Genomic DNA, 22,161 nt, shown 5'->3' with positions numbered 1-22,161 from the left:
CGGTCGTTCGAGCGCGCGTTGACGTCGTAGGCCGTGATCGGCCCGTCATCGCGTGCTGCCCTGGATGCGCGGCACGGCGAGCCATTCCCCGTCCGAACCGTAGGCGCACCTGTGGTGCGCCACGTGGCGGGGCCCCGTTTTCGGCAACCCAAGGGGTCTCTGTGCCGTCCGTTTCCTCCGCTGTATCCGATTCCGTACGAACCGATCCCCCGAGCCTGTGGCGGGACGGCGACTTCCGCAGGCTCTGGGTGGGCCAGACGGTCTCCCAGCTCGGCGAGCACGGAAGCCTGGTGGTCCTGCCGCTGATCGCCGTGCTGACGCTCGACGCCGAAGCCGACCAGCTGGGCGTCCTCCGCGCGACGGGGCAGGTGCCGATCCTGCTGCTCTCGCTCTTCGTCGGCGCGTGGGTGGACAGGTGGCGGACCCGGACGGTCATGGTGCTGGCAGACCTCGGTCGGGCCCTGGCGCTCGGCGCGGCAGCGGTGGCCGGCCTCCTCGGCGGGCTCGGTCTGCCGGCACTGCTCCTGGCAGCCTTCGCCGTCGGGGCCCTGTCCGTGTTCTTCGACGTGGCTTACCAGGCGTCTCTCGTACGGCTGGTGAAACGCGATCAGCTGGTGCAGGGCAACAGCGCGCTCGAGGGCGGCCGGTCAGCGGCCCAGATCGGCGGACCCGCCCTCGGCGGCGCGTTGGTGTCCCTGCTGTCGGCGCCGGTTGCCGCCGCCTCCAGCGCACTGTTCTTCGCGCTGTCCTTCCTTTCGATCCGGCGGATCCGTCGCCGCGAATCGATCCCGGAGCGCTCGGAGCGGCCCCCTCGGATCTGGCGGCGGATCCGGGAGGGCCTCCGATTCGTCGTCGGCCATGCCTTGCTGCGGACCGTGGGCCTCGCCTCGGCCGCCTTCCAGTTCTCCTTCGCGGCCATGATGACCGTCTATCTGCTCTTCCTGCCGCGGGACCTGCATCTGTCGGGCGCCGCCGTGGGGCTGGCGCTCGCGGCGACGGGGCCGGGTGCGCTCCTGGGCTCGGTGCTCGCTGCCCGACTCCCCAACCGGTTCGGGTACGGTGTGGTGCTCGTGTCCGCGGCGGCACTCGGCGACGGCGTACTGCTCTGCGTACCCCTGCTTCACAGCCCTTCCGTGGTGACGATCCCCGCGCTCGTGGCCGTCAACTTCGTGTTCGGGGCCTTCGGTCAGTTGGTGAACGTCACGGTCATGGCCGTCCGGCAGGCCGTCACCCCGGACGGGATGCAAGGCCGTGTGGCCGCGACGATCACGTTTGCCGGCATGGGCCTGACCCCGTTCGGCTCTCTGCTCGGAGGCTTTCTCGCGGGGGAGTGGGGCTCGCGTACCAGCCTCGTGGTGACGGCCGGTGGCATGATGCTGTCCCCGGTGCTGATGGCTCTTTCCCCTCTCGCACGCCTGGGGCGGGCGCTTCCGGAAATCGGCCACGCACGGCCTGCTGTTCTCAACTGCCCCATCAGCGACGGCTGATCACTTCAGAGGTCCAGCGTCGCCGCCAGCCGCCGCCACTCCTCCCGGGGCAGAGCGGCGTCGCGGCCCTCGACCGTGGACAGCACTTGTAGGGCGACGTGGTCGGCGCCTGCGTCGAGGAAGGCGTCGATACGCTCGCGTACCCGCTGCTCGTCGCCCCAGCCGAACAGCGCGTCGACCAGCCGGTCGCTGCCACCGTCGGCCAGGTCGTCCTCGGCGAAGCCGAGCCGGAGCCAGCTGTTGGTGTAGTTGGGGAGCTCCAGGTAGAAGGCCAGCAACCCGCGGGCGGCAGCCCGTGCGCGGTCCGGGTCGGCCTCGAGGATCACGGTGAACTCGGGGGCCAGCAAGGGACCCTCACCGAGCGTCTCTCGTGCCTGCGCCGTGTGCTCGGGGGTGACCAGGTAGGGGTGGGCGCCCGCGGCACGGTCGCGGGAGAGCTCCAGCATTCTCGGGCCGAGCGCGGCCAGCACCCGGCGGTCGGCCGGGACCCCTGCGGTGTCCAGCGCGTCGAGGTAGCCGGTCATGGCCGCGTACGGGCGCTTGTACTGGTCGGCGAGCTTCGCGTGGCTCACGCCCAGTCCCAACAGGAAGCGGCCGGGGTGGGCGGCCTCGAGGGCGGACCACTCTTCCGCGGTGTGCTGCGGTTCGTGCTGCCAGATGCTGAGGATCCCGGTTGCAACGGTGATCGACCGGGTTGCTGCGATCAGCGGGACCGCGTGCTCCACACCGCTGCTGCCGCCGAGCCAGAGGGCACCGTAGCCGAGCTCCTCCAATTCCACGGCAGTTTCGGCACGTTCGGCTGCGCCGGAAGGTTCCGGATCGCGCAGCCCGGTGTTCCACAGGCCGTACCGGCCGATTGCCTGCGCCTGCTTGCTGTTGCCGCTGAACCCCATGAGCCCATCTCCCGCCATAAGGTCGACCGATGCGTACGCCCGGCGACGGAACTGAAGTTTGACGTCCGTCGTACCAAACCACACGGAGTGATCTCAGTATTCCGCCGGGCGGCGGCGTGTCCCTGCCCGCGGGGCCATGGATGAGGTCTGTCATCGACCAGGCCCCCAACACGTTTGTACTGAAGGGCTTTCCCACGGTGAATCTCGCGGGGCAGGGCTCGCCGGACAGGAACAAAACCCTCAATGTCACGCCACAGGGCAAGGAGGGGCGGTGCAGCCGGCAGTCGGGCGGTGGTGTCCGTCGACGACGCCCAGGCCGCCGCTCAACACCGTGGGGCGGCGGGCGGACCGTAACGGGGCACGGCTCATCGCCTGTTACGCCTTTGACGCTGCGGTCTCGGCGAACTCATAGGTGATCCGTGGCAATGGGGGTATGCACCCTGCACTCCTACCGGTCGGCGTGGGAAGGCTGGTAGGCCAGCCGGACCTGCAGCGGCTTGATACGTCGGCCGGTGAGCATCGCGCGGCCGGGTGGCTGGCGGGACGGAGTCGCCGAACCGATCAGTGCCCCCTCGGACTTGTCGCCCGAGAGCGTGAGCCCGTGCGCACCCTGCTCCCGCAGGTCGTGCGTCGTACGTACTCCGGGTCGAGTCGCGAGCTCACAACTCCCACATGCGGAAGGTTGTGGAGCTGCTGCATGCTCCCGCCACCGAAGTCCAGGCAGTAGCACTGGACTTCGGACGGCGTGCGGGTGAGGGCGACTGCGCGGACGACGGTACGGAGCAAGCGTCGACTTACCCGTCCGGGGTACGCCGACGACCAGCCCGTGCCCAGCGGCACCCGAGAAGTCGAGGTACATCAGATCGCGGCGCTGCTGGTCAGGACGGTCTACGAGGCCGGTCGGCACGCGGAGCCCACCGAGCCCGTCGTCGGGGTCGCGCACCCGGCATCGTCCGGCGGTCCCCAGCTCGGCCCGATCCGCAGTGGAGGGGCAGGCCGCGATGGGGGAGCGACCGTCAGGCGGGTCGCAACTCGAACCAGTCGAAGGCCGCACTGCCGTGTGTGGAGTACATGCCGATGACACGGCCGGTGAAGCCCCCGGCGACCTCGGTGGTGAGGTAGCGGCCGTCGAGTTCCGCGAGGATCTCGAAGTCGCCGCCGGGCGACTCGTACCCCAGACGGAGAGTGTCGGGGCCACCGACACGGAGACCCGGCGGGACGGCGTCCTCCGGGTCCGTGCCGCGGAAAGTGACGGTGGGTGGCAGGACATCCGTGGTGGTGACGTCGATCCGCAAGGTCACGGGACCGGACGGCACGGCCTGTTCGGCGATGGTGTGGCGCAGGGGGCCGATTCTGGCGACCGCGCGGACCGTGCCGTTGCCCGTCTCCACCTGGTAGTGGTGTGCCTCGTCCAGCCGCACCGCGATCCCGCCCGTGCCGCCTTCGGCGACCTCGACCAGGGAGCGTGCGCTGCAGTCGGGGTCGCGCTGGCGCCGTCCCACGAAGAGCGCGCCGGGCTTGTCGAGGCTGTCCGCGCGGGCGTGCAGCACCAGGTGGCCCGGCCGCTCGTCGAGGCGGACGGCGGTCGGGTCGTGCCGTCTGAGCGACACCCAGCAGGGTGCGAGCGTGGTGGAGTCGAAGTGGTCCCGGTGTGGTTCGCGTGGCCAGGGATGTGGCGGCAGTGCCGGAGCCGGCGCGCGCAGCTCCAGTGGTCCGGGCAGCGGCCACTCGTCCTCCCACCGCACCGGTACCAGGAACGTCTCCCTGCCCAGACCGTGATACTTGGGTGTGTCACCGCGGGGCCTGGTGCCCAGCAGCACCATCCACCATGTGCCGTCGTGCGATTGCACCAGATCTCCGTGGCCGGTGTTCTGCACCGGGTGACCGGTACTGCGGTGGGACAGCACGGGATTGGACGGGTGCGGTTCGAACGGTCCCGGCAGTGTGCGGGCCCGAGCGACCGACAGGGCGTGCCCGCGTTCCGTTCCGCCTTCCGACAGCAGCAGGTACCACCAGTCGCCGACGCGGTACAGGTGCGGGCCCTCGGGATACTGCAGCCCGCTTCCCGACCACATCGCCACCGGCTCGCCCAGCAGTTCGCCTGTCTTCGGCTCGATCCGCACCCCGCGGATGCCGTCCGACGAGAACACGCACCAGCAGTTTCCCTCGTCGTCCCAGGCGAGATCGGGATCGATGCCCGGTACGTCGACGGACACCGGGTCCGACCACGGACCCGCGGGGTCCTCCGCGGTCACCAGGACGTTGCCCGCCCCGGCGACCACGGTCGTGATCAGCCAGAACAGGCCGTCGTGGTATCGCAGCGTGGGCGCGTACACCCCCGTCGAGGACGGAGCCGTGTCGGGCAGCTCCAGCTGCGAGGGCCGGTCCAGGGCGTGCCCGATCAACCGCCAGTGCACCAGGTCACGGCTGTGCCACAGCGGTACGCCGGGTACGTACTCGAAGCTGGACGTCGCCACGTAGTAGTCGTCACCGGCGCGGCAGACGCTCGGGTCCGGACTGAAGCCGGGTATCACGGGATTGTCGAAGAACGCCATGTCCGTCCCTGAGGGGTGTGGTCTGGCCGCGGGGGACTTCCCGCGCGGGGTGATGAAGTCCGGTGGACAGCTGTCAGACCGTGAAGGTGCGGGCTGCGAGCCGGAGTTCGCCGGTGAGCGCCGGGTGCAGATGGTGGGGTGGGTGGGTAGCCGGTGCGGCGGTGGCCGTGGTGCAGGTGCGTAGGTGGCCGGTGCGCGGGGCGGTCGGCGAGGTCCAGCTGGGGCACCGAGGTCCTGCACGCCCGGCCGGGCCGGACGACACGACCGGTGCACCTCTCCGGACGGCAACATCACGATCTCGGTCACCACGGCAAACACCGACAGCCGCCCCGGCACGGAGCCCGTCCCGGGTCGCGGAACGGGATCAGGTCCGCGGGCGGCCCGGCGGGTGCCTCGGAGGTCAGGTCGGCAGGCACGGACGTACGACTCACAGCGGGAACCCCTTACGCGTGCGATGGTCGGCGACGGCTGATGGCGACCGGGCGCGGCAGAGCCGAGGTGGACCGCACGTCCAGGATCGTTGAAGCGCTTCGAAACTGGCATACGGGCCAGTGAGATGTCAACGGCCCGGCATGGCCGCATGAATGAGGCCTCCTCAGGATCTGGACGTCGTGCCCGATCCCTTGCAGGTGCGGTAATCCATCACTAACCTTCGCCGCCAAATCGAAGCGCTTCGATCAGGGCGCCCACCAGCCGACGCGGACGCCTGCTTCGGCAAGGTGGTGCGGGGCCGGCGCGGCGAAGAATGGGCGTCGGGCAGTGGAGGCCCCGGTCGGCGCCAAGGGTGGGTCCGCCCTGAGCCGCCACCTCGAGGTGCTGCGTGAGCCGGGTGTCACGCGGACCCGCCAGGAAGGCCCCCTGCGCCCATCCGGTTAGCTCTCGATCCTGGTGGGCTTCACGGTGCCGCCCGTGAATCCGCCGAGCGCCATGTGGGGCGAGCTCGGAATGTTCCGTAGGCGGAGCGGTTTCGTCATGTCTTCGCAATCCCCCGCTCGACGTGACCCACCTCATTACGCCCGCTATCGTATTACTCGCGACGGTTTCATTCAATACCATCTTGTGCTTGACTGGCACTGGGTACGGAGATGCCCACCGGCTGAGGCCCGGCGCCCGGCCGGCGGTACCGCAGATCGGGTGACTGCTCGGTCCACTTGCGACCGATCCGATCCGGTGCCGTGGTGAGAAAGGTGGATCATGAGGATTACTTGTCGTCTGAGATCAGCCTCATCGGCGCGCCTCGGCTTCAGCGTGGGCAACTCGGCGCGTGGCCGTGGCCATGAGAGGCGTCGAGCCATGACGGGCGACAAGGCTGCGCGTCCGCTGTCATCGAGCCACCCGTCCGAGGGCCTGGTGTCAGCGGGCTTGCGCGCCCTTCCTCGTCCCGTGGCCGCTGTGGTGGGTGCCGGTGGCGTGCTCGGAGCGGCGCATGTCGGTGTCGGGTACGCGCTGGAGCAGCGCGGGTTCGTCCCCGACCTGATCATCGGAACCTCGGTGGGTGCCCTCAACGGGGCGATCGCGGCCGCCCACCCCGACAGTGCGGCGCCTTGGCTGGACCACGAGTGGACACAGTTGCGTCGCCGTGAGGTGTATCCGCTCGGCTCCCTGTCCTCACGGGCCAGCGTGTTCACCGATCGCGGCCTGCGCCGATTGATTGCGCGTGCTGGGCTGCCGTCGAGGATCGAGCAGCTGGCGATCCCGTTCACTGCGGTGGCCATGGACCTGGTCACGGGCGCTCCCGTGCTGCTCGATCACGGAGACCTCGAGTCCGCGCTGCTGGCCAGCACAGCCATTCCCGGGATGCTGCCCCCGGTGGATCGTGGGGGCCGGACGCTCGTCGACGGCGGGGTGATCGCCTATGTGCCGGTACTGGCGGCGCTGCAGGCCGGAGCGGCCAGCGTGGTCGTGCTGTCGACCGGGCCGGAGGGCTCGCCGTTGAGCTCAACCCTCCCGAGCCGACACGCGAGTGCGATCGCCGCCAGGGCCGGGCTGCTGCTGATGCGCCATCAGATCGAGCGCGACCTGCACGAGGTGTCCGAGCACATCCCGACCGTCGTGCTGCCGACCGGCGTCGAGGCCTGGCCCGCCCCGTGGGACTTCGGCCATTCCCAGCGGCTGATCAGCACCGCGTCCCTCACGGCGGGGCGTTTTCTCGACGGGCTGCACATCAGTGGGCCGGGCCTGTATCGGGCCGACGATCGTCCGGCGCCATCAGCCGGTCCGGGCGAGGCATCCACTTCTTCCGTGATGGAGGTCGGCTTGTGAGTACCTTCGCGTTCCTCAACATCGCCATGCACGGGCGCGTCAACCCGACGCTGCCGGTCGTGACCGAGCTCGTTCGGCGCGGCCACACCGTCACGTACCACACCTCGCCCGCGTTCCGTGAGGAGATCGAGGCCACCGGCGCGACCGTGTGCCTCTACCCCGGGGGCGACCAACCGCTTCCCGATCCGCCGACGCCGGTCACGCTGATGGAAGGGCTTGCGGGCACCACCGTCCGTTTGCTGCCCACGGTGCTCACCGACCTGCGCCGTGTCCGGCCCGACGTGATCGTCCACGACAACGCCTGCTTGTGGGGGGCAGTCGCCGCCCGCGAACTCGGCGTGCCGGCGGCTTCGTCGTTCACCACGTTTGCGTTCAACCGGCATGTGCCCAGCCCCACCCGCGGCTCGTGGGACCTGCTGGCCGCGGCGACGGCGCGGTCCAGCAGCCTCCGGGGCTACCTGCGGTCGCGCTGGGCGCTGCGGCGCCGCTTCGACACGCGTGGGCTGCCACTGTTCGACCTGGGGAACATCCGCCAGCCCCTCAATCTGGTCTACACCTCGCGCGCGTTCCAGCCTGCCGTCGATGACTTCGACCGGTCCTACCGATTCGTCGGCCCGAGCATCGGCGCCCGTCCGGCCGACCTGTCGTTCCCGACCGATCGGCTGAAGGCCCCGGTGCTGTATGCCTCGCTGGGCACCGTGTTCAACGCCCGTCCACAGCTGCTGCGCAGTTTCGCCACCGCGCTCGCCCCACTGGGCGGCACCGTGATCGTCTCCACCGGGCAGACCGATCCCGCCGCGTTGGGTGCGTTGCCGGCCAACGTGATCGCCCGCCGCTTCGTGCCGCAACCCGAGGTGCTGGCCCGCGCGGCGCTGTTCGTCACCCATGGCGGGATGAACAGCGTCAACGAGGCCATGTACGCCGGGGTTCCGATGCTGGTGGTCCCCCAGGGCGCCGACCAGCCGATGGTGGCCCGTCGTGTCGTCGAGCTCGGCGCCGGACTGTCGATCCGTACCCAGGATGTCTCCAGGGGCTCCGTGCGGGTACTCGCCCGGCGTCTGCTCGACGACCAAAGGTTCCGGGCAGCCGCGACCACCCTGCAGGTCGCCCAGCATGAGGCGGGTGGATTCCGGCGTGCCGCCGATGAACTCGAGCAGTACCTGCGTACGGCGGCTCGGTCAGTGAGCTTGCTCCGGTCCGTCCGTCACGGCGGGGCTGAGTGATGTCACCTGTCGTCGTCGCCCTGCTGCTGTTCGCCGGGCTGTCGGAGGCCGCCGGGCGCATCCTGCCCCTGGTGGCGCGCCGGCCCGGCATGTCGCGGACCTTCGTCGCCGGGTTGCTGCTACCCGGTGGCCTCGTCGAAGGCGCTGTCTTCGCGCTGTGGCCGCTGACCGCCTGGACCCTGGCGGAGCTGATGCTGTCCTCGCCTCCGTCGGACGTGGGTTTGGCGTGGACACCGAGCCTGGTCGCCCCGCTGGTGCTTTCTGCCGTCCTTGCATTCCCCTTGATCGGGCCGCTGCTCCATCTGCTGCTCTTTGTGGGGGTCGGGGCCGGTCTGGCCGGCCCGCTCGCCACGGAGACCGGGCTGGGCTGGTGGGGCGCCGCCGGGTGCGTGGCCGTCGCCGGGGCCGGACTCGGCGCCGCCGTAGAGGCGGTACGGCGTCTGGTCGTGAGGATCAGCGCGCAGCCCGGGGCACCGGAGGTGATCGCATGAACTACTTCCTCTGGGTCTGCGCACTCGGGCCCGCTCTGCTCGCCGAAGCTCTGCTGGCCCGCTACGAGGTGCTGGCCTACAGCGCCGGCTGGCGGGCCCCTGCCACCGAGCTCCCGGACGGAGTGCCCTATGCCCGGGGCGCGGCCCCTGACAGCCCCCCGGATGCCTACCTGGTCTACCTGGACGGGATCGGGAAACGCCGCCTCCGCGACACCCGGGACGGCGGCCAGCTGGTCAAGGCGCTGATCGCCGGAGCGCCGGAGCTGCGGGTGCTGGGCCAGGTGCAGCCCTACTCGCCGCTGGCCGAACCGCTCGCCGACAGGCCTGTGTGGGCGTGGCTGCGCCGCCGCATCGGCCTGCTGCTCTTCCTCCACAATGTCATGCAGATCTTCGTAGCCGCCGACCACCGGTACCGCCCGCTGTACAACCAGGCCGTCGGCTGTCAGATCGCCACTCAGCTCCGGCTCGCCGGCTACCAGGCCGACAGCGGCATCCCTGTGGTGCTGCTCAGCTACAGCGGCGGCGCACAGGTCGCCACCGGCGCGGTCGACGAACTGCACACGCAGCTACGCACCCCGCTCCTGCTGATCACCCTCGGTGGCTTCCACAACGGCGCCAATGACCTGACCTGTGCCGAGCACGTGCATCAGCTCGCCAGTGCGAGCGACTGGATCGAGAGGGTGGGCACCTGGATCTTCCCTCAGCGTTGGCGGCTGTTCCGCCGCAGCGGATGGAACCGCGCCCGCCGCGCCGGGAAGATCACCGTGCACCGGCTGGACCCGGCCACCCACCTCGGGCCGCGTAGCTACATCAGCCCGCAGGTCCAACTGGCCGACGGCCGCAGCCACCTGGACCGAACCACCGACACAGTGATCGCGCTCATCCGTGCCCACCACAGCGCGACCGTGCCGACCAGGAACCTGTTGCCATGAGGGCCTCGACCGGAGCGTGTAGCGCAGGGTCCGGCACGCATGGTGCGAAGTCGACGTCGTAGGGTGCCTCCGCCGCGACCCTTCGGCGGACAGCGGCGTTCGCGTCCCTGGTTCCGCTCAACTGGCCGGCCTCGTCATGCTGCGCTACGTCCTCGCGGTGGAGCCGTCGGCCTCACTCGACCTCGGTGATCTGGTGGAGTGGCTCGTCCCCGCCATCGAGGTCCACTTCGACCGGCTGCCCCAGGAGGAGAAGGCGAGGGTGTCGTTGGGAGGGGCCGCCGCCGCGGCCCAGGTTCGGGTCGGCTACCCCCGCGTGCCGAGCCGTGGGCTACTCATGTCCCGTCGTGCTGACTCCCGTTGCCCGGTCCGAGCGCCGGGGCGTTGAGGGCGCCGAGCATGCGGCGGAGGTGGGCGCGCACCAGTTCCTGTTCGTGAGGCAGGAACGGTTCCAGGGTCTCCTGCTCGCATGGTTCGAGCGCGGTCTCACCCTGTTGCGCCAGAGCCTCGCCCGCCGCCGTGACGCACATTTCGATGATCTTTCCGTGCGTGGGATGGGGATGCCGCTCGACCAGTCCACGCTCGACCAGGCTTCGCAGCGCTGTGCCCATGGACTGCGCGGTGACACCGCAGCGGCGGGCGAGTTCGGCGCTGGACAGAGGCCCGTCCAGGCTCAATCGGACGAGTGTGCTGAATTGCGCCTGGGTCAGTCCGAGTGGGCGCAAGGCCCGTTCGAAGCGCTGCGTGTATGCCTGCGAGATCTGCCAAATCAGGTAGCCGATGCGCTCGCTGGGATCCTTCAACGCCTCCGATGCCCTTCTGTGTGTAAGGTAGCTTATATAAGCCACCTTATATGATGAAGACCGAGGAACCATGCTCAGCACTGCGTCCACAGATCAGAGCCCTTCCCCTGGTATCGACCCGGGGCCGGGGCGGCACCGCCATCATCCAGGTCCGCAGAGTGATGCTCCACCCGAGCGGCCGGGGCTGACCGGTCCGCAGGCGGTGCTCAAGCCCGTGATCTCTGTGCTGACCATCGGCCTGGTCTTCGTCAGCGTGTTCCTCGCCGCTTTCCACACGCCCCAGGCGCACCGGCTGCCGGTCGCCGTCGCCGCGTCCGACAAGGCCGCGGCACAATTCGACGTTCGGCTGCAGCGTGTCTCGCCGGACGGCTTCCAGGTCGACCGGTATCCGGACAACGCCTCGGCCCGTTGGGCGGTTGAGCATCGGCAGGCGTACGCCGCGTTGTTGGCCGACAGCGGCAAGCCCAAGATCGTGTATGCGGGTGCCAACGGCCCTGCCGTGTCCGCGCTGGTGGCGCCGCTCGCCAGTCTGTGCACCCCGGACTGTCGGCCGGCGGAGGAGAAGTTGCCCGTGATGGACATCCTGCCGCTGTCGAGTGGAGACAGCCGGGGTCTGTCGGTCTTCTACGCGTCATTCGGGCTGGTGCTGGCAGGGTTTCTCTTCGGTCAGATGACCTACCAAGTGGCACCGCGCCTCTCTTTCGGGCAGCGCGTGAGCAGTCTGGCACTGTTCGCGGTTGTCGGCGGGCTGGCGACAGCACTCATCGCGAGTACGGCCTTCGGAGCCATACCCGGTCCCTTCCTGGGCATCGCGGGGCTTGTGGCGCTGATGGCGGGGGCCGTGGCGGCAGCCACCATACTTTTGATCCGGATCTTCGGCCCGATCGGAGTTCTGCTGTCGTCGATCTTCATGATCGTGATGGGCAACGCCAGCAGCGGTGGGGTGCTGCCGCCCGAATTTCTTCCTGGTTGGCTGAAACCACTCGCCTCGGTGATGCCTCCGGGCGTCGGCGTCCGGGCACTGGACGGGATCGCCTACTTCCACCACGACGGGCTGGTCAGCGGTGTTGCGGTGTTGTCGGCCTGGATCGCTCTGTGTATCGCGGCGCTGTTCTTCCTCGACCGGATCGCCGCATCTGCCGCGATCCTGCACGCCGCGAGTCCCTGAGGACACCGGTGGATGCCGTAGCCGGCCCGGCGCCCCGCAACCCGGCCAGGTGCGGCGCACCGTGCGGCCGCCGCTGCCACCAAGTTCTCGACCTCGGTGGTCGTGGTCAGTGCGCCGCCCACGAAAATGGTGCCGTCGAAGACGAGGGGCTCGGGCGGTGCAGGGGGAGGCGGTGTATCCGGCGGGCGCGGCCACTGATCCTTCAGCTCGTCGAAGTGCCCTGGTGGAAGTACAGGCGCCAGCCCGCATCGGTCAGACGCCATACGGAGCTCCTCCACGCTCGGCGCCCGCTGTGGTCGGTGAAGTACGTCAGATGAACGATGCCGGGAGCGAGTACGGCCCCCGACATCTCAGTGACCTCGACGGGCGCTTCGGGGGCAACCGAACCGTCGCTCGTCACCGTGAGGATCGACGTCGCGTCCCAGCGCCGCCCCGACGCACCGATCTCGAGGAACTCCGGGTCCAGGAGCTCGGAGACCAGGGACGGCGAAGCACGCACGTCAGGGTCGAGAAGCCGCCTCTCCGACTCAACGGCTGCTTGAACGGCACGGTCACGGTCACTTTCGTCTGCCATGTACGGACCCTACGTACGTTCCTCATCACGTCACAGCGAATTGGTTCACACGACGCAAGCAGCGACGTTGCCGGAACTCCGGTCCGGTGGAAGGCCGGGGCAACCACATCAAGATGATCAAGCACCAGATGTTCGGGCGGGCTGAACCCCCCTCCTTCGCAGGCGAGTCCCGCTCACTGCAGCCCAGGGCAGCCCCCGCCACGACCCAGCGCTGATAGAACGGCCTCATGAGCTCGAACAACGATGAGATCACGCAGGCCGAGCGTCACTTCGGAGTTCGCTTTCCGCAGGACTACCGGCATTTCCTGGCCACGCGGGGAAGCATGAGCCGGTTCGTTCACCCTGCAGACGACTTCCTGATGATCAACGACGTCGCCGAGCTCATCGATGTCAATGAGGCCGGAGAATTCCAGCAACGCTTCCCCGGGAGCCTTGTCATCGGCGGGGACGGAAGCCGCGAAATGCTCACCTACGACTTCCGGCAGGAACCTCCGCCTCTGGTCCTGATCGACGTATCGGCTCAGGAGTGGTCATCCGCCATCCACCAGGCGGCTTCGCTCTCCGCCCTGCTTGATCAGTTCCCCGAAAGTGGATGGAAGTGGGACGACTCCGAACCCCTGTCCCCCTGATCGGCGCCCTCACGGAGTGTCTGTCTGATCGCATTCTTGGTGTGGGACTGGGCGTTGTCGTTCAGGGCACGTTCGACGGTGATGCTTCGGGCGGCGAACCATGTTGTGGCGTGGGTCGGGAAGCCGGCACAGGTCGGGGCGGTCTCGCGTGGTCGGCGGGAGACGGGGAAGTACCTGACCGGCGGAAGCAGGCTGTGGAAGAGCGGCTCGTGAGCTGGGTGTCCGCCACGCAGCCGGAGTGGGCTCCATCAGGTCCCACCTGACGAGGCTTCACCCGCGTGGGCCGCCGGGTCTGATGCCATGTCAGGCGGGCTGTGGGTTGATCCGCCTGGCGGCAGATGTGTTTACCGGCTAATCGACCTGGTTAAGTCTCGCACCCGGCAGGCACGCCCTCTCTCCCGCCCCGGTTGTGGCTGTCGTCAATCTTCCCTGCTCCCGGGTGCCGTTGGGGTATCCGGGGATCGGCCCTCGGGCCTCACTCATGTCTGGAGCGTTCATGAGACTCGTCGCGAGAACGGGCGGTGCCGTCGCGGCACTGTCCCTCGGCCTGGCTGTGGTGCCGGCCGCCCCCGCCAACGCAGCCGTCGTCCACATCGGCTGCAACGTCGAGGAACTCAGGGATGCGATCGACACCGCCAACGGCGCGGGCGGCGGCACCATCGATCTGGCTCCCAAGTGCACCTACACCCTCACCGACGCCAACACCGTCGGCAGCCAAAACGGCTTTCCTGCTATCACGACGGACATCACCCTCAAGGGTGGCAAGCGCACGGTCATCGAGCGTTCCAGCGCACCCGGTACCCCGGAATTCCGCTTGTTCCAGGTCAACGCCCCCGACGGCGAACTCACACTCAACCGCCTCACCCTCCGCAACGGCAGCACCCCCTTCGGCGGCGTGGCCCTCGTCTTTGGTTCCATCTCCGTCATCAGCTCCCAGCTGACTGGCCACCACGCCACCATCGACGGGGGCGCCATCAACGGACAGCCCGGGAGCACCATCACGGTGACTTCGAGCGAGTTGGTGAAGAACACCGCCGGTAGCGCCGGCGGTGGAATCTCGTCGTTGGGCGCTGTCACCCTCACGCACACCGAGGTGAGCAGGAACACGGCCGGCTTCGGGGGAGCAGTCGCCGTCTCGGGCCCCGTCACCTTCAACCACAGCAAGGTGAACGGAAACACTGCCACTGGCGCCGGCGGCGGAGGCGGCGTGTCCCTCCTCGGCACAACCGGCACCTTTGACTCCACGGATGTGAGCCGGAACAAGGCGACCGGCGCGGGAGCCGACGGCGGCGGCATCCTTGGTTCCGGGAACTCGATCATCAATCTTCGTTCCAGCTGGGTCAGCGGAAACAGCGCGACCGACGTGGGCGGCGGCATCCTCAGCCAGCAGGAGCTGAACGCCCGGAGAAGCACGGTGCAGGACAACACCGCAGGAATCCAGGGCGGCGGCATCTGGAGCGGCGGTACCACGCGCCTCGATGGGACCAAGCTCAAGGGCAACCGGACGACCGCTGCGGGATCTCAGGGCGGCGGCCTGTTCGCCGGCTCGGGAACCGCGACTCTGATCCGTTCCGAGGTCAGCAGGAACCGTGCCGATGGCACAGGCAGTGATGGCGGAGGGATCTACGAGCAGCCCGGCAGCACTGTCACGATCGACCGGACGAAGGTCGCGAACAACCATCCCAACCACTGCGCGCCCACCGGCTCCGTCACCGGCTGCGTGAACTGACACCAGACCCGAACGGGGACTTCTGCCCCAACCACACATTCGGGTCGGGGCTCCCGTCTGCCTCGCGGACCCCGCTCCACTCCCGATTCCGCCCACCCCGGGGCACTGCACCAGGCACTTCACAACGCCACCTGGCCCGCGAGGCACCCGCGGTGGGTGCAGAACCCGTACTCGATCCCGAGGTGTGTCCTGAGGGCCCGCAGGCGGAGCACCGTCTGCGGGCGCTCGGCGCCCCGTCTCCCTGGGCGTTGTTTCCGCGGCAAGCTCAGTTGAACCGGCGTATGCGATCGCGAGGACGGTCAAGGTGCCCGTGCCGTGGCCGGGCAGGATGGCTGCGGTGAACAGCCCCTAGGCGCCTTCCGTGAGCAACTCCGCCAGCCGGTCCACGAATTCGGTGAGCCAATCCAGTCGTGATCCGCTGCGGGCTGTACGGAATCCGTGTCGGCGGCCCCAGAACGCAGCCTGGACGGCATGGAGCTGCGCCCAATGTCGGACGCGTTCGCGATCGAGTTCCGCGGTCTCGGCGAAGACGTACAGCGTGCGGTGGACAGCCTTGCGCAGGTCGTCGGCCTTGAGGAGTGTCAGCGCACGCGACTTGAGCAGCGTGCCGCTGTCGTAAGCAGGGTCTCCGGCGTACCCCTTGGGGTCGACGGCCAGCCACGGCTCACGGTCGGCGCGAAGGATGTTTCGGGCGTGCAGGTCGCCGTGGATGAGGGTGTCCGGCTGCACGCGGCCCAGCTCGCGGACGGTCGCTACGGCGGCGCCCACCACGTGACGCGACAGTGTGTGCGTCAGTTCCCCGGCGTCCTTGCGCAGCTGCGCCTCCCAGGCGTCAGCCTGATCCCGCAGCCGGGGCAGGGCGGGTGGCGCGGGGATGGCCAGCCGGCGACTGATCCGCCCTGCGACCGCCACCACCTCATCGCCGTCCTGAACCTCTGCAAGGGTCGACGTCCGGATCCGCTCCAGCAGCATCGCGAACCGCTCGTCGTCACGCTCGTACAGCAGGACGGCTCCGCGCCCGCCCCATGCCGAAAACGCGTCCGGTTCATGCACGTTGCCGGGGTGCGGAAACGACACCTTCAGCACAGCGGTCCCCTCGGCCCGCCGTCGCACCGGGACGATGACCCCGACACCTCCATGCATCACCTCGCCGTCCGGCACGCACCGCCAGCGGCCCAGCAACTCCTCCACGATCCCGGGCAGTTCGGCGAGCCATGCCGCTCCGCGCTCTCCTTGACGTTCGACGGTGCTCCGCATGAACGCCTCTGGAATCCCGATCATCCCGGCACCCTACGCGCCGGCCCGAACACCCGGCGCTGTCGAGACCCGGGAGCCGACACAACTTCTGTAGCGGTGGCGCTCGAGGTGAGGCGGCCCGGCCGTGTGCGCTCTCAGCGAGGCCTGACCGATGTCACCGAACCTGGTGATCGGTAGGTTGGTCCGCCGAACACCGAGTTGACTGTTGGCAGGGGGAGGCCGGGACGGAAGACATTTGATCATCAGCCGCGGGGGTTGCTGATCCGTTCGGGTTGGATCACATAGATCACCCGGACCTGGTCGCGGCCGCCGAACCAGGGGTAGGGCCCGCCGAGATACTTCTGCGCGAGCGCCTCGATGTGGTCGACCGCCCCCTCGGTGGTCACGCGCACCACGCGGCCGCGGATCTGGATGTAGGAGGCCGGTTCCGAGGGGTCGGCGATTGCGACGGCAACCCGTGGGTCGCGTGTGATGTTTCGGGTCTTCTGATGCGACTCGACGCTGTTGATCAGGACGTGCTCGCCGTCGGTGTCGACCCATGTCTGGGTGAGCTGGGGAGAGCCGTCGGGCATCGTCGTAGCGATGTAGCAGGTGCTGGGGCGGCGCAGCAACGCCACCACTTCCTCGCCGAGAGGTACGGGCACGGGGGTTCTCCAGGGGTCGGTTCGGTGCGGTGCTGGGGTAACGGTAGCTGCGGCAGGGAACCCGGCCCCTGCCGCCCTGAACTTTCGATCACCGGCTGTACGGATCCATGGCGGTCGCCCCGAGCCGTCAGCTTCTTGCCTGGTTCCGGCCAGGCCGAATCCGGGGCCTTACGTACCGTCAGCCACATCGCATTGCGTTTGCGCTCGAGCTCCCGCATCGACGTGCCGCCGCGATCGTCACACCGGATCGCCTGTACAGCTCTACCTGTTGGGGACGGACCGTGGACGGCAGTTGGCCACCCCCGGACAGTGGGAAGAGCTGCTCCCCCCGCACATGGCCCGCCGCCTGCATGCCTGCTCGCGAGCCATGGCCCAGGGCATCGCCCTCTACCTGCAGTACGGATTCGACCCCATCGGCCACCAGACCTGACGCCCCACCACCTTCCGGCCGACGTAACCAGCACCGACCGGAGGGAACACCACCTTGAACACCCATGGACCGTTCTGGCGATCGCACATGCCGGTTCCGGCCCGACCCTGCGGGAATGCTGTGCCGTCGTACGCCTCGTGTGGCGCCGCACGGCGCTCCGGCCAGGTTCTTCCCCGCCCGACACGGCCGGTTCGCGTCCTACCGCAGCACACAGTACGTCCGGACCCTGAAGGGCATGGGGGACACCGAGAACACCGCGGAACGCCCGGACCGACCCGACTACGCGCTGCAGGCCGCCCTCGAGGGCGCGACCGCCCCGCCACCCCCCGCACCGCCGGACTGCCCGCACTGCGCACTGCCCCAAGACCGCTACCCCACCCTGCATGAGGGGCATTGGGTCCTCCTCGAACCCCGAATCGTCGTCCCCGCCCACACCGCGCCCCCGCGCCGACGCTGGATCATCACCCCGGACGGGAACGCGATGAACCTGTGGGACGCCGAGCCCGCTCCCGGCACCCGATGCCGCATCGCGCACCGCATGGCCTGCCCCTACGTCGAACCGGAGGACCCCTGGCCCTGGACCACCATGCTGCGGCGGGAGAACGAACGGCGGGCGCAGCGCCTGTTCAACCTGCCCGACGACCGGTACCTCTCCGGCACGGGCTGACGTCCGCGTGATCAACCGATGTCGCGCCCGGCGGCGGGCTCTGCCATTCGGTGGCTGGTCCCGCGTCGGTCCGGACTGCGGCAGGCCCGCCGGACAGCCCTTGGGGGCGGCGTGCGGTTCCCCGTTGCCACGTCTGCTTCGACGTCCTGGGCCGACTCCGTGCGCCGGGGCCGAACGTCCCTGGACTGCTACGCGAGCGTGAGGGCGATCACGGCCCGGTCGTCGTCCGCTCCGGCCGACCACTTCTCCGTGTCGGCCTTGATGAAGGACACGAGAGCCTCGGGATCCGGAGCCCTGTGACCGTCGCCGAAGTGGTCTGCCAGCCGGTCGATCACCGGATAGAACTCGCCTCCCGCGTTCCGGGCCTCGCTCACGCCGTCCGTGTACAGCAGGAGCACTTCCCCGGTCCGCAGCGGATGGGTGGTGACCTCGGCACTCACGGGCCCCAGTTCGCCCAGGCCCAGAGGCAGGCCGGGGGCGGTACGAAGCCGTTGCGTGCCGTGCGTCGTGAGCACGAGCGGTGACGGATGCCCGCGGTCGACGATCCTCACCGAGCGTCCATCAGGTGGGAACTCCAGAAGGAGGGCCGTGACGAACAGCTCCTCGTCGCCGGCCGGGCAGCCGGAATTGCGGGCGATGCTGAGCTCCAGGCGCTCCGCGAGACGGTTCAGGTCCGTCCACTCGTACGCGGATACCCGGAAGCTCCCCAGGACGGTGGCGACCGTCTGAACCGCATCGAGCCCCTTCCCTCGTACGTCCCCGAGGATGACGCGGACGCCGAACGGGGTCTCGCACAGTTCGTAGAAGTCACCACCGACCAGGGTGCCGCCCTCGCCCGCCTGGTAGAAGCCCGCTGACCGCACCGGACCGAGCTGTTCCGGGAACGGGCGCAGCAGCGTCATCTGCATCGCCTCGGCAACAGAGCGTGCGTGGACCAGATTGGCGTCGGTGCGGATCCGCTGCCGGGACAGTGCGACGCTGGCGATACCGATCAGCACTGTGGCGACGTAGAGGGCCAGGTGGTGTTGTTCATCGAAGTGCCCCGGGCGCCGGGACGCCAGCCACATCTCCATCCCCAGGCATGCGACGGCAATCGCGGCGGTGTGCCGCGGGGTTCGGGTGGCTGCCGCCAGCGGTGGGGCTCCGACCAGCAGAAAGCTCAGCGGTTCGCGGTTCTGGACCAGTGCCAGGTCCACCACCAGGTCCACGGCGATCAGCCACAGGGGAAGCCACCAGACCCACGTCCTGTCGCTGCCAGGCCGACGACGCCATCGCGGCAGCACTTTGTTCCTTCCCGCACCCCCTCCGTCCGCATGTGACATAGAGGAACCTTATGCACATCTGATCTTTTTCCTCGCATTGCGGGTGGCGAGGTGTCAGAGCGTACGAGCAGATCTGCCCTGGTCCTGCGCCGAAACCGGACCGATGTGCAGGATCCGTCGGTGCAGCCGGCAGGTCTCACGGCGTACTTGGGCGGACCGCCACTCCTGCCTGCCGCCACACAGCCAAGTCATAGGCGGACGGGCAGGTGGCGCGGGCCGCGAAGCATGGCGTTCTGCCGGTACGGGGGTGGGTCCTGGGCCAGGCTTGCCGTGGCCAGGTGGGGGAGCAGCGCGCCGAGCGCGGCCTCGGCCTCGAGGCGGGCGAGGGGTGCGCCGTAGCACAGGTGGATGCCGCTGCCGAAGCCGAAGTGCTGGTTGTCCGGCCGGGTGGGATCGAACCGATCGGGGTTGTGGAACCTCCTCGGGTCGCGGTTGCCTGAGGCCAGCGCCAGCACGACGGACGTTCCTCGGGGGATCGTCGTGCCGGCGATGTCGATGTCGGCGTGGGGGACCCTCTCGCGCATGTGGACCGGGGGTTCGTAGCGCAGTAGTTCCTCGACGGCCCGCGGCAGCAGGTCGGGCTCGCGACGAAGGTGGTCCAGTTGCGCGGGCTGGCGCAGCAGCGTGAGGACTCCGTTGGCGATCAGATTGACGGTGGTCTCGTGCCCCGCGATGAACAACAGCACAGTGGTCTCCGCGAGTTCCTCCCGGCTGAGCCGCAGGGCCGGATCCGGCTCGTTGACGAAGGCGGAGAGCATGTCGTCGGTGGGCCGGTCGCGGCGCTGTTCAGCGAGATCGACCAGGTACAGGCCCATCTCCTGCCGGGCCTGGCGGCCCGTCCGGTCCCGCTCCGTGGTGTCTTCCTCGGGCCCGATGTCGGCGGTCGCGACGATCGCGTCGGTCCAGGCCTGGAACAGTGACTCGTCCTCGCGCGGGACGCCGAGCAGCCGGCAGATGACTGTGATGGGCAGGGGGTAGGCGAAGTCGTCGACGATGTCGATCTGCTTGCGGTCCCGGAGCTCCTCGATCAGTTCCCCGGTGATGCGGGTGATCTCGCCGCGCATGGCGTCGATCCGGCCGGGGCTGTGGGGTGGGCCGAACGGGCGCATCGCCAGGGTGCGCAGCCTGTGGTGCTCGGGGTCGTCGAGCCGCAGGAACGGCGGCTTCGCCGTCTCATCGGAGGGGTACGGGGACGGAGCCGTGCGGATGCGTGGATCGGCGCTGATCCGAGGGTCGTGGAGCAGAGCGGCGATCTCGTGGTAGGTGCCGATCAGATAGCTGCCGTCCGCCTGCCGCACCACGGGACCGGCCTCGCGGAGTTCCGCGTACAGCGGGTAGGGGTCGGGGCGGCTCTCGTAGTCGGTGATCCGTGCCAGCAAGGTCTCGGAGTCCATGGTGGCTCCTCGTGGTTGGGCGGGACGTGGGTCAGCGGGTGGGCTGTACCACCGTCAGTCGGCGATCGGGCAGGTGACCGGTGAGCGCCACGGTGGGGCCGTGGGACAGCCCGCTCGGGTCCGGAACGTCGGACGGAATCGTGATGTCGGCCGCGATCGCACGGTCCGCCGAGCCGGGCGGGGGCGGGAACGGAGCAGCCGTCTCGATCAGGTGCTTGTAGTAGTCGAGCGACTTGGCCATGTCGACGGTGACGGCGGCGGTGACCCGTCCCTGGAAGCCGTAGACCACGGCCAGGCGGCGCGCCTCCAGAGAGCCTTGGGCGATGACGATGTGATCGGAGTAGGTGGGCACGCCCACCGACTTGATGTTGAGCCCGAACTGGGTCGACCAGAACGTGGGGACGGCGAGGTGCGGGCGCCGCAGGGGCCCTGGACTGACCATGTTGTGGGCCGCCACCTCGGCCTGTGCGACCGCGTTGCCCCAGTGTTCCAGGGAGAGCATCTGGTACCCGAACAGAGGGTGCGGGAACCGGGAGACGTCGCCGGCCACGAAGACGTCGTCGGTGACGATCCCGTACATGTTGAAGGCCCGGCACCCGGCGTCGCAGGCGACTCCGCGCGGACCCGCTGCCAGTCCGGACTCCGCCAGCCACTCGACGTTGCGGACCGCACCCAACGCCACGACGCACACGTCCGCGTCGACACGGCTGCCGTCGGAGAGGTCCGCACCGGTGAACCGGCCGTTACCGTCCCCGTGGAGGGTGGTGACCGTCACCCCGCAGCGCAGGTCCACGCCGTGGTTGCGATGCATGACGGCCGCAAGTTTCGACAGGGTGCCACCGAGCGCGCCCACCAAGGGTGCGGGGCCGCGTTCAGCGACCGTGACCTCGATACCCCGCTCCCGGCAGGCCGAGGCGATCTCCGAACCGGTGAATCCGGCGCCGATCACCAGCACCCGACGCGGCCCGGCGGCCAACCTCTCGGCCAGGCCTCCGGCCTCCTCACTGGTGCGCAGGGTGAACACCCCGTCCAGGGCGCCCTCCTCCGGATCGGGCCAGGGGCGCGCCCGGGTCCCGGTGGCGATGAGCAGCCGGTCGAACGGCAGCGACTCGCCGTCGGCCAGCATCACCCGTTTGTCCAAAGGGTCCAGGCCGGTGGCAGCTACTCCCAGCCGCCAGTCCGCGTCCGGGTCCCGGCGTATCGGCAGCGTGGTGGTGTCGGCCGACGCCTTGCCGAGCAGTACCTGCTTCGACAGTGGCGGGCGGTCGTACGGCGGATGGGGTTCATCCCCCACCACGGTGAGTGAGCCGGTGAAGCCCTGCTCGCGCAGTGTCTCAGCCGCCCTCAACCCGGCCAGCGACGCGCCGACGATGACGATACGGCCGTCCCGCAGATCACCGGGCACGGGCGCTCACCCCCTCGCCGGCGAGGATGGCCTGGACAGGGCACGCCGCCGCAGCTTGGCGCACGCGCTCGACCTGGTCGTCCGGGGCGGCCGTGGCGTACAGCAACCCCTCTTCCCCGTGCAGCTCGAACACCTCCGGCGCGAGGAACACGCACTGCGCGTAGCCCTGGCAGCGCGTGAGGTCCACAACGATCTGCATGGCTGGTCACTCCCTGAGTCGTCCCGGCGTCTCTTCCCTTTCTACGCCGGTACCGCACTGGGCGCCCTTCACGCCCGTGTCGCACCGGGGGCCCACCTCG

General features: G+C 69.3%; 22 protein-coding genes and 1 pseudogene. 11 read left to right on the top strand and 12 right to left on the bottom strand.

All coding sequences use genetic code 11. The features are described 5' to 3' along the window. Positions 1-161: 161 nt before the first annotated feature. Complete coding sequence (locus OG963_RS05825) at positions 162-1,487, top strand: MFS transporter (protein ID WP_371798591.1); 1,326 nt, start codon at positions 162-164, stop codon at positions 1,485-1,487. A gap of 5 nt (positions 1,488-1,492) precedes the next feature. Here OG963_RS05825 and OG963_RS05820 read toward each other — a convergent pair whose 3' ends face one another. From OG963_RS05820 to OG963_RS05805, 4 genes and pseudogenes are all read right to left on the bottom strand, one after another. After that, a complete protein-coding gene (locus tag OG963_RS05820; RefSeq protein ID WP_093929049.1) occupies positions 1,493-2,380 on the bottom strand; it encodes an LLM class F420-dependent oxidoreductase in 888 nt (295 codons plus the stop codon). 624 nt (positions 2,381-3,004) lie between these two features. Further along, positions 3,005-3,302, bottom strand: a pseudogene (locus OG963_RS05815) (FtsK/SpoIIIE domain-containing protein); the annotation flags it as partial. Positions 3,303-3,396: 94 nt separating this feature from the next. After that, positions 3,397-4,935, bottom strand: coding sequence for a glycoside hydrolase family 43 protein (locus OG963_RS05810; RefSeq protein ID WP_371798590.1), 1,539 nt, complete (start codon positions 4,933-4,935; stop codon positions 3,397-3,399). A gap of 73 nt (positions 4,936-5,008) precedes the next feature. Next, complete coding sequence (locus tag OG963_RS05805; RefSeq protein WP_319739728.1) at positions 5,009-5,197, bottom strand: hypothetical protein; 189 nt, start codon at positions 5,195-5,197, stop codon at positions 5,009-5,011. A gap of 1,121 nt (positions 5,198-6,318) precedes the next feature. Between OG963_RS05805 and OG963_RS05800 the strand changes: the two genes are divergently transcribed. The 5 genes from OG963_RS05800 to OG963_RS05780 all read left to right on the top strand — a co-directional run bounded on the left by OG963_RS05800 (position 6,319) and on the right by OG963_RS05780 (position 10,228). After that, the gene (locus OG963_RS05800; RefSeq protein WP_256223268.1) at positions 6,319-7,197 is read left to right on the top strand and encodes a patatin-like phospholipase family protein; all 879 of its coding nucleotides are present in this window, start codon (positions 6,319-6,321) and stop codon (positions 7,195-7,197) included. Then, positions 7,194-8,420 carry a macrolide family glycosyltransferase gene (locus tag OG963_RS05795; RefSeq protein ID WP_371798589.1) on the top strand — a complete coding sequence of 409 codons (1,227 nt, stop codon included), beginning with the start codon at positions 7,194-7,196 and terminating at the stop codon, positions 8,418-8,420. Before OG963_RS05800 ends, OG963_RS05795 begins: the two co-directional genes overlap by 4 nt. Next, positions 8,420-8,911 carry a hypothetical protein gene (locus OG963_RS05790; protein WP_371798588.1) on the top strand — a complete coding sequence of 164 codons (492 nt, stop codon included), beginning with the start codon at positions 8,420-8,422 and terminating at the stop codon, positions 8,909-8,911. Before OG963_RS05795 ends, OG963_RS05790 begins: the two co-directional genes overlap by 1 nt. Beyond that, a complete protein-coding gene (locus tag OG963_RS05785) occupies positions 8,908-9,843 on the top strand; it encodes a hypothetical protein (protein ID WP_371798587.1) in 936 nt (311 codons plus the stop codon). Before OG963_RS05790 ends, OG963_RS05785 begins: the two co-directional genes overlap by 4 nt. A 121-nt stretch (positions 9,844-9,964) precedes the next feature. Further along, positions 9,965-10,228, top strand: coding sequence for a hypothetical protein (locus OG963_RS05780; RefSeq protein ID WP_371800268.1), 264 nt, complete (start codon positions 9,965-9,967; stop codon positions 10,226-10,228). Here OG963_RS05780 and OG963_RS05775 read toward each other — a convergent pair. Then, positions 10,176-10,643, bottom strand: coding sequence for a MarR family winged helix-turn-helix transcriptional regulator (locus tag OG963_RS05775; RefSeq protein WP_177309163.1), 468 nt, complete (start codon positions 10,641-10,643; stop codon positions 10,176-10,178). The genes OG963_RS05780 and OG963_RS05775 overlap by 53 nt on opposite strands. Positions 10,644-10,845: 202 nt before the next feature. On the opposite strand from OG963_RS05775, the gene OG963_RS05770 reads away from it, so the two are divergent. Then, complete coding sequence (locus OG963_RS05770; RefSeq protein ID WP_371798586.1) at positions 10,846-11,811, top strand: ABC transporter permease; 966 nt, start codon at positions 10,846-10,848, stop codon at positions 11,809-11,811. Between the two features lie 202 nt (positions 11,812-12,013). Here OG963_RS05770 and OG963_RS05765 read toward each other — a convergent pair whose 3' ends face one another. After that, a complete protein-coding gene (locus OG963_RS05765) occupies positions 12,014-12,385 on the bottom strand; it encodes a DUF4440 domain-containing protein (protein WP_319739724.1) in 372 nt (123 codons plus the stop codon). Positions 12,386-12,612: 227 nt separating this feature from the next. On the opposite strand from OG963_RS05765, the gene OG963_RS05760 reads away from it, so the two are divergent. Both OG963_RS05760 and OG963_RS05755 read left to right on the top strand, forming a co-directional pair. Then, the gene (locus OG963_RS05760; protein ID WP_371798585.1) at positions 12,613-13,014 is read left to right on the top strand and encodes an SMI1/KNR4 family protein; all 402 of its coding nucleotides are present in this window, start codon (positions 12,613-12,615) and stop codon (positions 13,012-13,014) included. Between the two features lie 496 nt (positions 13,015-13,510). Then, entirely contained in the window at positions 13,511-14,743 is a 1,233-nt protein-coding gene (locus OG963_RS05755) for a hypothetical protein (protein ID WP_093770727.1), read from the top strand. Between the two features lie 348 nt (positions 14,744-15,091). Here the strand turns inward: OG963_RS05755 and OG963_RS05750 are convergent, their stop codons facing one another. Next, positions 15,092-16,024 carry an aminoglycoside phosphotransferase family protein gene (locus OG963_RS05750; protein WP_093770729.1) on the bottom strand — a complete coding sequence of 311 codons (933 nt, stop codon included), beginning with the start codon at positions 16,022-16,024 and terminating at the stop codon, positions 15,092-15,094. 218 nt (positions 16,025-16,242) lie between these two features. Next, positions 16,243-16,644 carry a PPOX class F420-dependent oxidoreductase gene (locus tag OG963_RS05745; RefSeq protein ID WP_093770731.1) on the bottom strand — a complete coding sequence of 134 codons (402 nt, stop codon included), beginning with the start codon at positions 16,642-16,644 and terminating at the stop codon, positions 16,243-16,245. A 292-nt stretch (positions 16,645-16,936) separates the two neighbouring features. Between OG963_RS05745 and OG963_RS05740 the strand changes: the two genes are divergently transcribed. Together OG963_RS05740 and OG963_RS05735 are read left to right on the top strand one after the other, a co-directional pair. Continuing rightward, positions 16,937-17,074, top strand: coding sequence for a hypothetical protein (locus OG963_RS05740; RefSeq protein WP_371798584.1), 138 nt, complete (start codon positions 16,937-16,939; stop codon positions 17,072-17,074). A 235-nt stretch (positions 17,075-17,309) separates the two neighbouring features. Next, on the top strand, positions 17,310-17,741 hold the full coding sequence (locus OG963_RS05735; protein WP_362274517.1) for a DUF6083 domain-containing protein: 432 nt from the start codon (positions 17,310-17,312) through the stop codon (positions 17,739-17,741). A 188-nt stretch (positions 17,742-17,929) separates the two neighbouring features. On the opposite strand, the gene OG963_RS05730 is transcribed toward OG963_RS05735, so the two are convergent. The 4 genes from OG963_RS05730 to OG963_RS05715 form a co-directional block, all read right to left on the bottom strand. Continuing rightward, on the bottom strand, positions 17,930-19,063 hold the full coding sequence (locus OG963_RS05730; protein ID WP_371798583.1) for a PP2C family protein-serine/threonine phosphatase: 1,134 nt from the start codon (positions 19,061-19,063) through the stop codon (positions 17,930-17,932). A gap of 188 nt (positions 19,064-19,251) precedes the next feature. Beyond that, a complete protein-coding gene (locus OG963_RS05725; RefSeq protein WP_362274514.1) occupies positions 19,252-20,457 on the bottom strand; it encodes a cytochrome P450 in 1,206 nt (401 codons plus the stop codon). Between the two features lie 31 nt (positions 20,458-20,488). Beyond that, positions 20,489-21,862, bottom strand: a complete 1,374-nt coding sequence (locus tag OG963_RS05720) for an NAD(P)/FAD-dependent oxidoreductase (protein ID WP_093770737.1) — start codon at positions 21,860-21,862, stop codon at positions 20,489-20,491. Next, positions 21,852-22,061: a ferredoxin gene (locus OG963_RS05715; RefSeq protein WP_093770739.1), complete on the bottom strand. Its 210-nt coding sequence runs from the start codon at positions 22,059-22,061 to the stop codon at positions 21,852-21,854. The genes OG963_RS05720 and OG963_RS05715 overlap by 11 nt, the downstream gene beginning before the upstream one ends. Positions 22,062-22,161: the final 100 nt, after the last annotated feature.

Origin of the sequence: Streptomyces sp. NBC_01707 (assembly GCF_041438805.1) — a bacterium.
GTDB lineage: Bacteria > Actinomycetota > Actinomycetes > Streptomycetales > Streptomycetaceae > Streptomyces.
This window is presented reverse-complemented; position numbering and strand designations above follow the sequence as displayed.

Excerpts from the sequence above, each read along its gene's own strand:
- OG963_RS05820 (WP_093929049.1), bottom strand. The coding sequence starts at position 2,380 with ATGGGGTTCAGCGGCAACAGCAAGCAGGCGCAGGCAATCGGCCGGTAC.
- OG963_RS05810 (WP_371798590.1), bottom strand. The coding sequence starts at position 4,935 with ATGGCGTTCTTCGACAATCCCGTGATACCCGGCTTCAGTCCGGACCCG.
- OG963_RS05790 (WP_371798588.1), top strand. The coding sequence starts at position 8,420 with ATGTCACCTGTCGTCGTCGCCCTGCTGCTGTTCGCCGGGCTGTCGGAG.
- OG963_RS05785 (WP_371798587.1), top strand. The coding sequence starts at position 8,908 with ATGAACTACTTCCTCTGGGTCTGCGCACTCGGGCCCGCTCTGCTCGCC.
- OG963_RS05765 (WP_319739724.1), bottom strand. The coding sequence starts at position 12,385 with ATGGCAGACGAAAGTGACCGTGACCGTGCCGTTCAAGCAGCCGTTGAG.
- OG963_RS05760 (WP_371798585.1), top strand. The coding sequence starts at position 12,613 with ATGAGCTCGAACAACGATGAGATCACGCAGGCCGAGCGTCACTTCGGA.
- OG963_RS05755 (WP_093770727.1), top strand. The coding sequence starts at position 13,511 with ATGAGACTCGTCGCGAGAACGGGCGGTGCCGTCGCGGCACTGTCCCTC.
- OG963_RS05750 (WP_093770729.1), bottom strand. The coding sequence starts at position 16,024 with ATGATCGGGATTCCAGAGGCGTTCATGCGGAGCACCGTCGAACGTCAA.
- OG963_RS05735 (WP_362274517.1), top strand. The coding sequence starts at position 17,310 with ATGGGGGACACCGAGAACACCGCGGAACGCCCGGACCGACCCGACTAC.
- OG963_RS05730 (WP_371798583.1), bottom strand. The coding sequence starts at position 19,063 with ATGTCACATGCGGACGGAGGGGGTGCGGGAAGGAACAAAGTGCTGCCG.
- OG963_RS05725 (WP_362274514.1), bottom strand. The coding sequence starts at position 20,457 with ATGGACTCCGAGACCTTGCTGGCACGGATCACCGACTACGAGAGCCGC.
- OG963_RS05715 (WP_093770739.1), bottom strand. The coding sequence starts at position 22,061 with ATGCAGATCGTTGTGGACCTCACGCGCTGCCAGGGCTACGCGCAGTGC.